Raw genomic sequence first — 14,387 nt, forward strand, 5'->3', positions numbered from 1 at the left:
AGCAGCTTTAGCTGCGAAAGGCTTCGCAGCTAAAGCTGCTCCTACGGGAGGGCATTGTAAATCAGCGATTTGTAATTTGTTTGATGAGAGCGAACTCTGCTCGCGAAGAGGCCGGTAAAGTCACAGCAGATGCAGTGTTTTTACTGGCCTCTTAGCTACCAGGGGAGCTCCCACAGAGGTATATAACGCCTAAACGAACAGTCTTGGCGTTACGCCCATTACTGCTCCCACCGAAGCATAAAGTGCCTGATTGACCTTTGGCAGGCCTGGCCCGGTGGCTGGCCTGTGCCGGGCAGTGGAGCAGAATCAATAGCGAGTGGCCGAGGCGTCATGGATAGCGCCCCAGCCATCCACCCTCACAAATCAGCGAGAATGTCCGCCATGTCGTCGGCGTGTTCTTCTTCCTGGGCCAGAATGTCTTCGAAGATGCGCCGGGTGGTCGGGTCAGCTTCGCCGATGTACTGGATGATCTCCCGATAGCTGTCCACTGCAATGCGCTCGGCCACCAGGTCTTCGTAGACCATTTCCTTGAGCGTTGTGCCGGCCACGTACTGGGCGTGGGAATTCTTCGACAGCAGGTCCGGGTTGAACTCCGGCTCGCCGCCCAGTTGCACGATGCGCTCGGCGAGTTTATCGGCGTGTTCGGCTTCCTGTTGGGCGTGTTCGAGGAACTCTGCCGCCGCAACGCTGGCTTTAAGCCCCGAAGCCATGAAGTAGTGACGTTTGTAGCGCAGCACGCACACCAGTTCGGTGGCTAGCGACTCATTGAGCAGGCGCAGGATGGTATCGCGGTCGGCGCTGTAGCCTTCGGTGACCGCGCCGTTCTCGACGTTCTGGCGGGCACGCTGGCGCAGGCTGCTGACGTCAGACAGGGTATGGGCTGGGTTCAGGCTGTTCATCAGGTATCTCCTGGGCTAGTACGGTTGTGACGCTTCGCTCTGTTGCAGCCGGTGCGGCGAAGTCGTTACAGGTTGTGAGTAACAAGCGACAGGAAAAGTTTTATCGGAATTCAATCATTCATCCGGGTGTAAAAAACACGAAACGACTGCAGCAGGTGGGGGTCACAACGATGAGACCTTTCTATGGAGAGACACCATGCTCAAGTTCCTTGGCGGCACCGTCGGCATCATTTTTCTGATTGGTTTGATCGTGGTGATTGCGCTGTTCAAGCTGGTTTTCTGAGGTTTGAATGATTCAAGGCTGCACGATTGCTGCTGGGCTGCCAGCCAACTGACGTGCAGCCTCGCTTCGCGCCGTCCCCCCCGGTCCTGTTCGACGCCGCTGATGCGTCCTTATTTATGCGCATAAAGCAATAATTACTCTGATTTTTGCATTGGAGCGATTGAAACCGGCCTGTCATTCTGCCAGCCCGTTCTGTTACGCCAGCACCCCCTGCACTGCGCGTCCCAGGCTGTCTGTCGGATTGAATAGGAGTACCGGGTATGTATCGCTGGCTGGCCAATCTGACTGTCGCCAGGAAACTGATGACAGGTTTCGGGCTGCTGCTGTTGATGAGTGTTCTGATTTTTTGCGCCGGCTGGAGCTCCATCAGCGCGTTGTCCGGGCGTATGGATCGTATGAGCGCTGTGAACACGCTTATGGATGACCTGGCGACGATGCGCCTGGCCAGATCGGATTATCTTCAGAGTGAGGGCAATGCCGAAAAGGCCGGCACCCTGGAGAAAAGAATCAGCGCGACCGGGCAGACACTCAATGCCCTTGCCGGGCTGTACAGGCAGGCGTCGAATCAGGCGATTCTTGCTGAAATGGCACATTACCTGACGCAGTACAGCGCCGGTCTTAATAACCTTAAAGCCAGTTATCAACAGATCGACGACTCACGCGCGATGCGGCGCAGTACCGGTGACAAGACCTTGGCACTGCTGGACAGCCTGGACGGTTATATCGGCAAGAATCAATTGAATGCCGAGCAACAGTACACGCTCTACCGAGCCGTCAAAGACCTGCAAATGCAGTTTCTGTATGCCCGGTTTGAAACGCGGGCCTACACCTACAGCAATAACCCGAACAGCTTTTCTGCATCGGTCGCGGCCGTCGACAAGACCTTGTCCAGTCTGGAGGTGTTGCGCCAGTCGCTGGATGACAGCGGTCAATCCGTTGCCTCAAGCCTGCACGATCTGGTTCTGGGTTATCGCGCCACGCTGGACGTTCATCAGGCGGCCTTGGTGCAGATCAGAACCCAAGTCGATGAAATCAAGAAGCAGGGTGATGCCATGCTGCAGCTCAGTCAGGGTCTGTATGCCAGTCAGATGCAGCTGCGTACCCAGGACACTCAAACCGCTGCCTGGACAATGGCGCTTAGCCTGGCGCTGGCGCTTGGCCTGGGGGTCTTTGGGGCCGTGCTGATCACCCGGCAGATTGCGCCGCCCCTGCGCGCCGCTCTGCAAAGCGTTCGGCGTATTGCCAGCGGTGATCTGACCGTGCAGCCTGCCTCGCGCCGTGAGGATGAAATCGGTCAGCTTGAGCAGGGGCTGGCCGACATGGTGACTCATTTGAGGCAACTGATCAGCCATATTGGCGATGGCGCGTCCATGATCGCCAGCTCAACGCAACAACTCTCGGCGATTACCCGGCAGACCAGCAGCGGCGCCAGTGAGCAGAAGCTTGAGACCGAGCAGGTTGCGACAGCGATGCATCAGATGAGCACCTCGGTCCAGGACGTGGCCCGCAGCGCAGTCGAAACGGCAAGCGCAGTGGACCAGGCTGCACAGGATGCCAACGGCGGCGCCACTATCGTCACCAAGGCCATAGAGCAGATCGAGAACCTGACCGGGGAGGTTCAGTTGACCAGCCAGGCGGTAAGCAGTCTGGCGCTGGAAAGTGGCCGTATCGGCGCCATGCTGGACGTCATCAAGTCGGTTGCCGAGCAGACCAACCTGCTGGCGTTGAACGCTGCCATTGAAGCGGCGCGGGCAGGCGAAGCCGGACGTGGTTTTGCCGTGGTGGCCGATGAGGTTCGCGCACTCGCCCAGCGGACACAGCAGTCGACCCAAGAGATAGAAGCACTGATTGCGGCGTTGCAGCAGGGCACCCAGCGCGCCGTACAGCGAATGGATGCCAGCCTGAAATTGACCACAGACAGCGTCGGGTTGGCCCGCGATGCCGGTCAGGCGTTGTCGAGCATTACCTCGAACATCATCGCCATCCAGGGCATGACCCGGCAGATTGCTGCCGCTGCCGAACAGCAGGGTGCGGTCGCCCAAGAGATCAGTCGCAGCGTTGTGAATGTGCGCAGCATTACCGAGCAGGCTTACACCGCGAGCGAGCAGACCAGCCAGGCGAGCATGGAGCTGGCCAGGCTGGGCCATACCCTGCAAGGCCATGTGCAGCGTTTTCAGGTCTGACGGGCGTTAGGTCGGTCACGACGCCAGAGAGCAAAAAGCCCGGTTTTTTAGTTACCGGGCTTTTGTCTATGTCGTTTAACGCTACATTGCCTTTTCGTTCTGCTCGCGCTGCTCACAGGTCATGAAACCCTTGTGTACCACCCTGCCATCACTGTTGAAACTCACGTGATACACCTGTTGGTGACCGTCTTTGGTCAGCACATAGTTATTACAGGTGCCAGGGTTGACCTTGCGCTGCACGGTGGTCGAAGGTTCGCCACCAATGGTCAGCACCTGCTGGCGGGTCATGCCGTTCTCGACCTGCTTGACCAGCGGCTGGTCGCGATAGGTCACGTAGTCCACCGGGTTTTGCACGGTGGTGCTGCCGCAGCCGGCCAGAGTTGCCAGAACACAGCTTGCTGCCAGGATTTGCTTGTACATCGCAGTCTCTCCGTATGACAGAGCCGATGCCGGCCCGGTACGATTTTGAACCGCAGCGGCGGCAGAGAGTTCGATGCATTTGGCCAGTATCGTTTGTTGGTCGTCTTTTGCTGCCTTGTCGGCAAACGCCGCTAGGCTGAACCCATCAAGGTTCAGGACAGGAGCGTCTCATGACACAAGACTACGCCACGCGTTATCCCCTGTTGTTGGTCCCCGGCCTGCTGGGATTTGTCAGGGTGCTGATCTACCCCTACTGGTTCGGGATCGTCAAACCTCTGGAGCGTGGTGGTGCCAAGGTCTTTCCGGTCATGGTTTCGGGGGTCAACTCCACGGAAATCCGCGGGGAACAACTGTTGTTGGTCATCGAGCAGATCATGCGCGAAACCGGCGCGACCAAGGTCAATCTGCTCGGCCATAGCCAGGGCGCGCTGACGGTCCGCTATGTGGCGGCCAAGCGCCCGGACCTGGTGGCCTCGGTCACCTCCGTGGCCGGCCCCAATCATGGTTCGGAACTGGCCGACTTTCTTGAGCGGCGGTTTCCGGTGGGCACGCCAGGCGGGCGTATCGTCAATGCGATCATCGGTTTGCTCGACGGGTTGATCCGGGTCTTCGAAACCGGCTATCGCGGGCCGCGCTTGCCCACCGATATCAGTGCCTCGCACCAGTCGTTGACCACCACCGGCGTGGCCCTGTTCAACCGCGCCTATCCCCAAGGCTTGCCAGAGTCCTGGGGCGGGCAGGGCGCAGAGGTGGTCGATGGCGTGCGCTACTACTCCTGGTCGGGTATCATCAAGCCAGGGATCACCAATCGTGGGCTGAACCTGCTCGATGGCTCCAATATCGTCTGTCGCCTGTTTGCCCGGACCTTCACCAAAGAGCGCGGCCAGTGTGACGGCATGGTCGGGCGCTTCAGCTCGCATCTGGGGCGGGTGATCGGTGATGACTTTGCGCTGGATCACTTCGACAGCGTCAATCAGATGATCGGCCTGGTAGGGCGCGGGGCCCGGCCGGTGCAGCTGTTTCTGGAGCATGCCGCGCGGCTGAAAGCCGCCGGTCTCTAGCTTTCGCGCCCGCAAGAAATAATTTTCAGCCTGCGTCATTCGGTCGCGCCCCCGTCAAATCGGGGGCGCGCCGCTGATTGTTGCCAGTGTTGTCAGGCACGTTGCAGCGCGCTCACTGGTTCTCGCTCTGGAAGGCTGGCAGACTGCCCGCTTGTCCGTGCTGCCGTATGAGGCGCTATGCCAACGTTTTCTTCGCGTCAGATCTTCATCGCCAGTTGGCTCATCATGTTTGGCGGCCTGCTGTTCGTGCTGCCGTTTCGTTTGCTGCCAAGCCTGCTCTGCGGCCTGCTGGTGTTTGAGCTGGTCAACATGCTGACCCCGCGCTTGCAGCGCCTGATTGCCGGCGAGCGGGCGCGCTGGCTGGCGGTGGCGTTGCTTGGCACCCTGGTGGTGAGCCTGCTGGCTTTGCTGTTCGCCGGCGCGTTCAGCTTCATCCTGCACGAGGCGGAAAACCCTGGCGCCTCGCTGGACAAGTTCATGACCCTGATCGACCGCGCTCGCGGTCAGTTGCCGCCGTTCATCGAGTCCTACTTGCCGGCCAGTGCGGCCGAGTTCCGGGTCTCGCTGGTGGTCTGGCTGCAAAAGCACATTGGCGAGCTGCAACTGATCGGCAAGGGCGCCGCGCACATGTTCGTAACCATGCTCATTGGCATGGTGCTGGGCGCGATCATTGCCTTGCAGCGCATCAGCGATGTCAGCAGCCGCAAACCGCTGGCTGCCGCGCTGTTTGATCGTCTGCACCTGCTCAGCCAGGCGTTTCGCAACATTGTCTTTGCGCAGATCAAGATTTCGTTGCTCAACACCGCACTGACCTCGGTGTTTCTGGCCGTGGTGCTGCCGCTGTGGGGCATTCACCTGCCGCTGACCAAGACCCTGATCTTCATGACCTTCGTGCTGGGCCTGTTGCCGGTGGTGGGTAACCTGCTGTCCAACACGCTGATCTTCATCGTCGGCCTGTCGGTGTCGCTGTGGGTGGCGCTGGCGGCGCTGGGCTACCTGATCGTTATCCACAAGGTCGAGTACTTTCTCAACGCACGCATCGTCGGCGGCCAGATCAGTGCCAAGTCCTGGGAGCTGTTGCTGGCCATGCTGCTGTTCGAAGCCGCTTTCGGTTTGCCTGGCGTGGTGGCGGGGCCGGTGTACTACGCCTACCTCAAGAGCGAATTGAAGCAGGCGGGTCTGGTCTGAACGCAGCGACAAGCCGCAAGCTTTAAGCTAGAAGCTGGTCGAGGCTGGCTTTTCGCTTGAGGCTTACAGCTTGGGGCTTGCAACGGCTCCTCAGCCGTAACGCTTTTTGGCTTCGATCGCCAGGCCGCTGCCGATGCCGCCGAAGATATCGCCTTCAATATGTCGGGCGTTGGGCAGCATCAGTGACACGCTGTTGCGCAGTGCCGGGATGCCGCTGGAACCGCCGGTGAAGAACACGGTGTTGACCTGCGCGACGCCGACCCCGGCCTTGTTCAGCAACTCAGTGACGCTGTTGCGCACTTGCTCCAGTTGCGACTCGATGGCCGACTCGAACAGCGGCCGGGTCAGGTCGACACTCAAGCCGGCCTCAATGCGTTGCATGGCCACATGGCGGCTTTCAGCCTGGCTCAGTTCGATCTTGCTGGCTTCCACTTCCATGGCCAGCCAGTGCCCGGCGCGCTGCTCGATCAGCTTGAACAGACGGTCGATGCCGTTGGCGTCTTCGATGTCGTAGCGCATGCTGCCCAGCGCCAGTTTCGATTTCTGTGAGTACACCGAGTTGATGGTGTGCCAGGTCGCCAGGTTAATGTGGTGGCTGGTCGGCATGAACGCACCGCTTTTCATCCGGCTGCCGTAGCCGAACAGCGGCATCACACCTTGCAGGCTCAGTTGCTTGTCGAAATCGGTACCGCCGATGTGTACGCCGCCGGTGGCCAGGATGTCGTCCTGGCGGTCGTCACGGCTGCGGCGCTCAGGCGCCAGGCGCACCAGCGAGAAGTCCGAGGTACCGCCGCCGATGTCGACAATCAGCACCAGCTCTTCCTGGTCAATGCCCGACTCGTAGTCGAACGCTGCGGCAATCGGCTCGAACTGGAACGACACGTCTTTAAAGCCGATCTTGCGGGCGACGGCGGCCAGGGTGTCTTCGGCCTCCTGGTCGGCAGCGGCATCGTCATCGACAAAATGCACCGGGCGGCCCAGCACCACGTGCTCGAACTCCCGGCCGGCACTGCGTTCGGCGCGCTTTTTCAGCTCGCCGATAAACAACCCCAGCAGGTCGGTGAACGGCATGGCGGTGCCCAGCACGCTGGTGTCGTGCTTGATCAGCTTGGAGCCCAGCAGGCTCTTGAGCGAACGCATCAGGCGGCCTTCGTAGCCTTCCAGATACTCATGCAGGGCCAGGCGGCCAAACACCGGGCGGCGCTCTTCGATATTGAAGAACACCACTGACGGCAGGGTGATCTTGTCGTCTTCCAGGGCAATCAACGTTTCCATGCCGGGGCGCAGCCAGCCGACGGTGGAATTGGACGTGCCGAAGTCGATGCCGCAGGCACGGGCCGGGGATTGATCTGTCATGGAGAGTGCCTTCCAGAAAAAAACGGCCGCGCAGTGTATGTCAGTGCACCAGGAATGCGTAGTGCCATGTGCCGATTGGTTGCACGCCGGTGGCGCAGGTTTAAACTGCTGGGCTTTTCTCGATCAGGCATAAGGATGTGTGATGTCTCGGTTCATCAAGGGAACCCTGCCGCTTTATCTGCTGATAGGGCTGGTGCAAGGGCTGAGCATGCTCCTGGCGCTGGAGCTCAAGCAGCCTGCGCTGGGCGTGGCAGCCGCTGTCCTGGGGATCAACCTGCAACTGCTCGGTGAGCGCTGGCACCAGCATGTGCCACTGGCATGGACGGTGTTACTGGCGGCGACCATGGCGTTGATCACCGAGTGGGTCATGCACGCCTCTGCACAAAGCTCGCTGGCCTTCAGTTGGGGCGTTTGTGCGCTGGTCATCGGTTATGTCGCTACGGCCTTCATCGCCAGCGCCCCGGCCCGTCAGGGCTGGCGAGTGCCGTACCCGGCGTTGTTTCGGCATGCCTGGAACAACGCGTTCATCGTGCTGTTGGCTGTGGTGCTGAGCTGGCTGTTCTGGGGGCTACTGATGCTGTGCGCCAGCCTGTTCGAGATGATTGGCATTGTGGCGCTCAAGGACGGGATCAACCATCGATACGTTCTGCTGTTGGTCATGCCCGTGGTGTTTTCCGTCGGGATGCGCATGGGCTGCGAGAATGACAAGGTCATCGGCCTGTTGCGCGGCATCCTGTTAAGCCTGTGTCGTTTCCTGGCCCCGCTGGCGGCACTGATTGTCGTGCTGTTCTGCCTGAGCTTGCCGTTCACCGGCCTGGCATCGATCTGGAGCACCGGTTATGCCTCAAGGATCCTGCTGGGGCTGGTGGCAATCACGCTGTTTCTGGTCAATGGGGTGTTCCAGGATGGGCAGCAGCCTGCGGCCTATCCGTGCTGGCTGCGGCAGTTGATCAATCTCAGCCTGGTATGTCTGCCTGTGCTTACCGCGCTGGCCGGTTATTCGACCTGGCTGCGTCTGGACCAGTACGGCCTGTCGCCTTCGCGCTTTTTTGCCCTGTTGGTGGTGGCGTTTGCCGCGTTGTACAGCCTGGCGGCGATGTATGCCGTGTTGCGCTCGCCACAGGGCTGGCTGGGCAGCCTGCGCTGGAGCAACCCATGGCAGGCGTTGCTGGTCTGTGTGGTACTTCTACTGATTCATGGACCCGGCCTGAACCCGCAGGCATTGAGTGCAAGCAATCAGTTGCAGCGCTTGCTTGATGGTCGTACTCAGCCGGCTGAATTCGATGCCGCACATATGCATCGCAAGCTGGGCAAGCCAGGCCGCGAGACGTTCGAGTGGCTGCTGACCAACCTTGACCGGCTTGCGCAATTTTCTGAGCAGGACCGTGAGCTATTGCGTAACCGTCTTGAGGTCGAGCGCGACTACCGCAAGCGCGACAGCCTGCCGGTCGCAGCAGCCAACCGGGTCTGGATCGGTACGCCGGTGCCGGGCCATGAACAATTTGCCAACCCCAGGCTGGGCCTGCAAAGCTGCAACCAGCACCCGTGCGTGTTGTGGCCGGTAGACCTGGACGCTGACGGGCAGGCCGAAGTGGTGCTGTTCAGCGCCGATACCTCTTGGCTGGCATTTTTTCAGCGGCTCGAAGACGGCAATTGGGAGCGTGTCGGTTATCTGGAAGGTGATTATGGGCCTGATGACCTGCCTGAGCGGGTTCGCCAGGGCAAGTTCCGGCTGGTCCCGCCGCGCTATCAGGGGCTGGAAATCGATGGGCACAGGTTCTTTCCCAAAGAGCGCTTCTGGCCCTGAACAAAGTTGAAAATGAGTCGCGCAGAGTCATCCATAGCGCTCGTTTGCCGATACACTCTGCGACTTTGAGCGGTTGCGGATGTCACTTTCTGACAGGCAGGTTTCTGCGCAGCGGCCGGATTTTGAGTAACGGGTGAGTGTTCGATGGATTTCAAAGACTATTACAAGATACTTGGGGTCGAGCCGAGTGCCGATGACAAGGCCATCAAGGCCGCGTATCGCAAGCTGGCGCGCAAGTATCACCCTGACGTCAGCAAGGAAGCCGGGGCCGAAGACAAGTTCAAGGAGGCCAGTGAGGCCTACGAAGTGCTTGGCAGCCCGGACAAGCGTGCCGAGTACGATGAAATTCGCAAGTACGGGCGCCAGGGCAGGCCTTTCCAGGCGCCGCCTGGCTGGCAGAGCCGCAGTGGTGGTGCCGCGGGCGGTTTTGGCGGCGATACCACGGACTTTTCCGAGTTTTTCAGTTCGATCTTCGGTAACCGTGGCCAGCCGGGGGGCGGTCGTTCACGTACGCAGGGGCGCAAGGGCCAGGACGTTGATATGGAACTGGCGATCTTTCTGGAAGAGAGCCTGTCGGGCGAATCCAAGAAAGTCAGCTACCGGGTGCCGCAGCACAGCCCCAACGGTCAGCGCATGGCCGATATCACCAAGACCCTGAATGTGAAAATCCCCGCCGGGGTGGCCGATGGCGAGCGTATCCGACTCAAGGGCCAGGGTGCGCCGGGCATCGCCGGTGGCGAAAATGGCGACCTGTACCTGACCATTCGCCTGGCACCACATCCGCTGTTTGAGGTCGAGGGTCACGATCTGGTGATCCAGGTGCCGCTGGCGCCCTGGGAGCTGGCGTTGGGGACCAAGGTGGCGGTGCCGACCCTGACCGGCCGGATCAACCTGACCATCCGCCCCGACAGCCAGAACGGCCAGCGCCTGCGGGTCAAGGGGAATGGCCTGCAGGACAAGCAGGGCCAGCGCGGCGACCTGTTTGCGCAGTTGAAGGTGGTCATGCCCAGCCAGAACGATGAAGCCAGCCGCGCTTTGTGGCAGAAACTGGCCGACAAGTCGGGCTTTGATCCGCGCAGCGGCTGGGGACGCTAACAGCCTGCCAGGCGTTAACGTGGCGGGGCTTGCGAGGCTGGCGCCGGCAGCCCCGGCGACAGGTCCAGCTGCATGAAGGTCAGGTCCAGCCAGCGTCCGCCTTTAGTGCCTACCTGAGGCATTTGCCCGGTCACGCTAAAACCCAGGCGCTCGTGCAGGGTGATGGAGGCGACATTACCACTTTCGATGGCGGCCACCATGATGTGTTTGTCACAGGCGCGGGCACGCTCGATCAGGGCGTTCATCAGTTGCGGTCCCAGACCTCGGCCGCGCTGATCGTGGCGAATGTACACCGAGTGTTCGACGGTATGCCGGAAGCCCTCGAACGGACGCCAGTCGCCAAACGATGAATACCCCAGCACCTGCTCATGTTCGTCAACCGCAACCAGAATCGGATAGGCCTGCGCCTGACGTGCAGCGAACCAGCTCTGACGGTTGGCCAGGTCCACGGGCTGTTCGTTCCAGATGGCGGTGGTGTTCAGTACCGCGTCGTTATAAATGGCAAGAATGCCGGGCAGGTCGGCAGGGGTTGCGTCACGAATCAGGGGCATCATCAGAGTCTCCAGTCAGCTGTCAGTCTGGAGCGCGGTGGCGGCAGGACGCAAGAGGGCGACGCGTAAAAGCCATGAGATCGAAGCAGGAGTGAGGTTTGCGGGAGGGACGCGGGACCCGAAGCGTGTCGAGTGAGGAATTCATCACAAAACCGCTCGCCGGTTTCGGGCCCCGCCCCAGCAATTTAAGCTTCTGCCGGGGATTTGGCAAAGCGCGTAACAACTATTCGATCAAATGCGCTGTTTTTTTGTCAGTGCGGTTCGTACACAGGTCGATAGCGATTAATTCTGGCTGTGCAAGCATGCTCCCTGACGGGACCATGCTTATACCGTGTGGCGTGTTCAAGCGCGTTGCAGCGCCTGACGCCTCACCACCAGACTGTCTATCACCCACATCACCAGCATCGATATGCCTACCAGCGGGAACATCACACCGAGGGCCAGCATGACCCCGGTGGCGGTTTTCCAGCGCGGCAGTTCATGCTTGAGCGGCGGTACGCCCAACCCGCCTTCTGGCCTGCGCTTCCACCAGATCACCAGGCCGCTGACCGAGCCGAGCAGGATCATCAGGCACACCAGCAACATCAGCAGTTGGTTGGGCCAGCCGAAGAACTTGCCTTCATGCAGCATCACGCTGGTTTCCGTGGCTTTGGAGACCAGGCTGTAATGCTCCCAGCCGACATTGGCCAGCACATTGCCGCTGTACTGGTCGATGTGCAGCGTGGCGTCGTTGCGCGGGTCGTCGGCAAACACGGCAATGGTGAACACGCCTTCAGCGGTACGGGGGGCGGTGATGCTGTAGCCGGGTTCGACGCCGTGCTCGGTGGCGATGTCTACAACGTCCTGCAGGCTGACCTGCGGCGCTGCCGGACCGCTGGACGGGCCGTGATGGTGCATGTGCTCGGCATGTTCGCCGCTGGGCTTTTCAGTCGAGACAGGCAACGGCGTGTTTTCCAGCGCCCAGGGTACGGTCTGCGCGTTGGCGGTGTTCAGCTCGCCCGCCAGCCGGGTGGATTGCGGTACATCGGTCCACATCGCGGCCGGGAAGCTGTTCCACAGCTCAGCGTATTGCTTGCCCCAAAAGCCGGTCCAGGTCATGCCGCTGAGCAGCATGAACAACAACAACAGCGAACCCCAGAAACCGGTTACCGCATGCAGATCGCGCCACAGCACCCGGCCGCGGCGCGACAGCCGTGGCCAGAGCACGCCGGCCGGGTTTTTGCCTCTGGGCCACCACAGGTATAGCCCCGAGACCACCAGAACGATGCCCCAGCCTGCGGCCAACTCGATCAGCCGGTCACCCAGGGTGCCGATCATCAGTTCGCCGTGTAGCGCGCGGGCAATTGATTGCAGGTTGTTCTGCGCATCCTGTACGCCGAGGATATTGCCGGTGTACGGATTGATGAACACGTTCTGCCCACGGCCTTCGTAGGTCAGCACGAACTGCGCACTGCTTTGGGCATCCACTGGCGGGAAATACTTGCTGATCGAAGCGCCGGGCCAGCCCATCAGCACATGATGCTGCTGCAGGTCGGCACTGATGCGTTGCTGGCCGGCTTCGACATGCAGCATGTCGTGGTACATCAGGTTGTCCAGTTGCGGCTTGTACAGGTAAATGATCCCGGTGATGGCCAGCAGGATCATGAACGGCGCAACGAACAGCCCGGCATAGAAGTGCCAGCGCCAAGCCAGATTGTAGAAGTTGGGATTACTGGTTTTCATGGCTGTCGCTCACGGTCGTAACGCGGATGCCAGGTGATGAGATAACGCACGGAGCAGGAACAAGCGCGCCTGCGGGCGTGGAGGTAGAACCGTTCATGGTGCTTTCCGTATAGCAATCAGGATCGCGCAGCTCTTAAAGCTGCGGGTTAAAAGATCAAGACAGCATCAATAACGGCGGCGCCCGGCTCAGGGCATGCAGAAATACCGTGCGGCGGGCGTGGCCGTCGCGGGTCAGGGCAGCGTAGTAGTCGGCGGGTTTGGGCGGTGTGGCAAGTACCAGGCTGAGCATCTGCGGCAGGGCCGGGCAGCCGAACAGCAGGGTGCAATAACCGCACTTGGCCCACAGCGCATGGTCCATGGCGGCAGCGTCCTGCGAGGCCGCATGGGCGGCATGCCGGTCGCCGTGGCTGGCGTGGTCCATCGACAACATGCCGCTGTGTTGCGCCGCAGGCATGGGCATACCGGCGTGATGCTCCATCGGCATCGACTGAGAAATCAGTGGGCCGATAAAGATCATCAACATGGCAAACAGGGCAAGCCACGAACCTCGTGGCTGGCGAGGCAGTGCCCGGTTGGCGCGACAGGTGCGCAAGGCGCTCACGGCAGACGCTTACTCAATGGCTGTGTTCAGGGGCCTGCTTTTGTACCACGACCTGCACCGGTAATGCTCCGGCTTTCTCGAAGTGCAGGGTCAGCGCAAAGCGTTGGCCCTCGACCAATTGCGAGCGGTCTTTGATGTCCAGCAGCATCACGTGATAGCCCATGGGCGAAAAGCTCACCTGGCCGCCGGCGGGCACCTCGACGCTGGGCACCTGGCGCATCTTCATCAGGCCATCGACCTGCACATGCTGATGCAACTGCGCCTGGCCGGCAATCGGGGTGTCGACTGACAGCAGGCGGTCGGCGCTGGCGCCTTGGTTATCAATGGTGAAATAGGCCGCAACGCTGGGCGCGTTGGGTGGCAGTTGCATTGACCACGGGTGGTCGACCAACAGGCTGCCGGCCTTGTATTCATGGGCATGGGCAAACACGGCAGGCAACAACAACGCGGCCAGCAGCAGGGTTTTCTTGAGCATGTAAATCTCCGGTCAGTCAGTCGATACGGATGGTTATCTTCAAACTTCGGGAGAGGCGCGCGGGTTGGCCGTCGGCCATTGCAGGCGTGGCGAAATGGGTGCTGCCACCCGATAGACCGGCAGGCGCAGTGCTGGCAGCCCGCTGAACAACCCCGTTGGCAGCCCGCCCGCCAGCATCACCAGCAGCGAAGCGCTGTAGCACAGGCAATGCTGCATACCGGCATGCGGGTCTTGCTGCGCCTGACCCTCGCCGCTGGGCGCCTGCGCCGCCAGTTGCACATTGGCCCCACAGAAACCGCCCCACAGCAACCCGGCATCGACCCCGCGCTGCGCATTCGGCGCAAGCGGCATGGCCAGCAGGCTGAACAGCACTGCAAAGCAGGCGATCCAGGCTGATGTTGTCCGGGGCTGGGACATGGCGGGTACCTGTTCGGGACAAGACTTCAGAACACCTCTAACTACTCCCGCTGGCCGGGCTTCTTCGATGCTAGGTGCGCCGTCGCTGCGTTAAAAGCCGGCTGGTGCGCCAACCCGACGGATCGCCGAGTGGTCAGCTGCTCATTTGAAACTCTCAAGCGCTGCGGTCGTGCCTGCTTTATGGGACGGCCATCTGCCGTGCCTGAGCTTGGTAAAGCCATTTCGCAAGTAGCCTAGAGGTGCGTCTAGACGCGTCATTTAGCCTGAACGCGAGATGAAAGTAAAAGCGTCAGGTTTTACTGGACGGGGCGCAGTAGCCTGAATGCGAT

13 protein-coding genes and 1 pseudogene are annotated in these 14,387 nt (G+C 60.7%); 6 read left to right on the forward strand and 8 right to left on the reverse strand.

Going from position 1 to position 14,387, the window contains the following annotated elements; all coding sequences use genetic code 11:
- Positions 1 to 356 precede the first annotated feature (356 nt).
- Positions 357 to 899, reverse strand: coding sequence for a bacterioferritin (locus NRB16_RS19830; protein WP_045486897.1), 543 nt, complete (start codon positions 897 to 899; stop codon positions 357 to 359).
- A 699-nt stretch (positions 900 to 1,598) separates the two neighbouring features.
- On the opposite strand from NRB16_RS19830, the pseudogene NRB16_RS29790 reads away from it, so the two are divergent.
- Both NRB16_RS29790 and NRB16_RS29795 read left to right on the forward strand, forming a co-directional pair.
- Positions 1,599 to 2,510: pseudogene (locus NRB16_RS29790) on the forward strand (methyl-accepting chemotaxis protein); the annotation flags it as partial.
- 141 nt (positions 2,511 to 2,651) lie between these two features.
- Positions 2,652 to 3,365 (forward strand): methyl-accepting chemotaxis protein, encoded by a 714-nt coding sequence (locus NRB16_RS29795; RefSeq protein WP_373568488.1) that lies wholly within the window; start codon positions 2,652 to 2,654, stop codon positions 3,363 to 3,365.
- 81 nt (positions 3,366 to 3,446) lie between these two features.
- Here the strand turns inward: NRB16_RS29795 and osmE are convergent, their stop codons facing one another.
- Positions 3,447 to 3,785 (reverse strand): osmotically-inducible lipoprotein OsmE, encoded by a 339-nt coding sequence (gene osmE / locus NRB16_RS19840; protein ID WP_045486901.1) that lies wholly within the window; start codon positions 3,783 to 3,785, stop codon positions 3,447 to 3,449.
- A gap of 170 nt (positions 3,786 to 3,955) precedes the next feature.
- Between osmE and NRB16_RS19845 the strand changes: the two genes are divergently transcribed.
- Positions 3,956 to 4,846: a triacylglycerol lipase gene (locus NRB16_RS19845; protein ID WP_257106759.1), complete on the forward strand. Its 891-nt coding sequence runs from the start codon at positions 3,956 to 3,958 to the stop codon at positions 4,844 to 4,846.
- Positions 4,847 to 5,023: 177 nt separating this feature from the next.
- On the forward strand, positions 5,024 to 6,034 hold the full coding sequence (locus tag NRB16_RS19850) for an AI-2E family transporter (protein ID WP_045486905.1): 1,011 nt from the start codon (positions 5,024 to 5,026) through the stop codon (positions 6,032 to 6,034).
- A 90-nt stretch (positions 6,035 to 6,124) separates the two neighbouring features.
- On the opposite strand, the gene NRB16_RS19855 is transcribed toward NRB16_RS19850, so the two are convergent.
- Positions 6,125 to 7,390 carry an Hsp70 family protein gene (locus NRB16_RS19855; protein WP_045486907.1) on the reverse strand — a complete coding sequence of 422 codons (1,266 nt, stop codon included), beginning with the start codon at positions 7,388 to 7,390 and terminating at the stop codon, positions 6,125 to 6,127.
- A 142-nt stretch (positions 7,391 to 7,532) separates the two neighbouring features.
- On the opposite strand from NRB16_RS19855, the gene NRB16_RS19860 reads away from it, so the two are divergent.
- Complete coding sequence (locus NRB16_RS19860; protein WP_257106760.1) at positions 7,533 to 9,197, forward strand: DUF4153 domain-containing protein; 1,665 nt, start codon at positions 7,533 to 7,535, stop codon at positions 9,195 to 9,197.
- Between the two features lie 144 nt (positions 9,198 to 9,341).
- The gene (gene cbpA, locus NRB16_RS19865; RefSeq protein ID WP_045486912.1) at positions 9,342 to 10,292 is read left to right on the forward strand and encodes a curved DNA-binding protein; all 951 of its coding nucleotides are present in this window, start codon (positions 9,342 to 9,344) and stop codon (positions 10,290 to 10,292) included.
- A 14-nt stretch (positions 10,293 to 10,306) separates the two neighbouring features.
- Here the strand turns inward: cbpA and NRB16_RS19870 are convergent, their stop codons facing one another.
- The 5 genes from NRB16_RS19870 to NRB16_RS19890 form a co-directional block, all read right to left on the reverse strand.
- Entirely contained in the window at positions 10,307 to 10,846 is a 540-nt protein-coding gene (locus tag NRB16_RS19870; protein WP_045486915.1) for a GNAT family N-acetyltransferase, read from the reverse strand.
- A gap of 339 nt (positions 10,847 to 11,185) precedes the next feature.
- Positions 11,186 to 12,565, reverse strand: coding sequence for a PepSY domain-containing protein (locus NRB16_RS19875; protein ID WP_257106761.1), 1,380 nt, complete (start codon positions 12,563 to 12,565; stop codon positions 11,186 to 11,188).
- A gap of 154 nt (positions 12,566 to 12,719) precedes the next feature.
- The gene (locus NRB16_RS19880) at positions 12,720 to 13,166 is read right to left on the reverse strand and encodes a DUF2946 domain-containing protein (RefSeq protein ID WP_084709945.1); all 447 of its coding nucleotides are present in this window, start codon (positions 13,164 to 13,166) and stop codon (positions 12,720 to 12,722) included.
- A gap of 13 nt (positions 13,167 to 13,179) precedes the next feature.
- Entirely contained in the window at positions 13,180 to 13,641 is a 462-nt protein-coding gene (locus tag NRB16_RS19885; RefSeq protein ID WP_045486921.1) for a copper chaperone PCu(A)C, read from the reverse strand.
- 39 nt (positions 13,642 to 13,680) lie between these two features.
- The gene (locus NRB16_RS19890; protein WP_257106762.1) at positions 13,681 to 14,058 is read right to left on the reverse strand and encodes a DUF2946 domain-containing protein; all 378 of its coding nucleotides are present in this window, start codon (positions 14,056 to 14,058) and stop codon (positions 13,681 to 13,683) included.
- Positions 14,059 to 14,387: the final 329 nt, after the last annotated feature.

The sequence above is a fragment of the Pseudomonas sp. LJDD11 genome (assembly GCF_024584215.1).
Taxonomy (GTDB): domain Bacteria; phylum Pseudomonadota; class Gammaproteobacteria; order Pseudomonadales; family Pseudomonadaceae; genus Aquipseudomonas.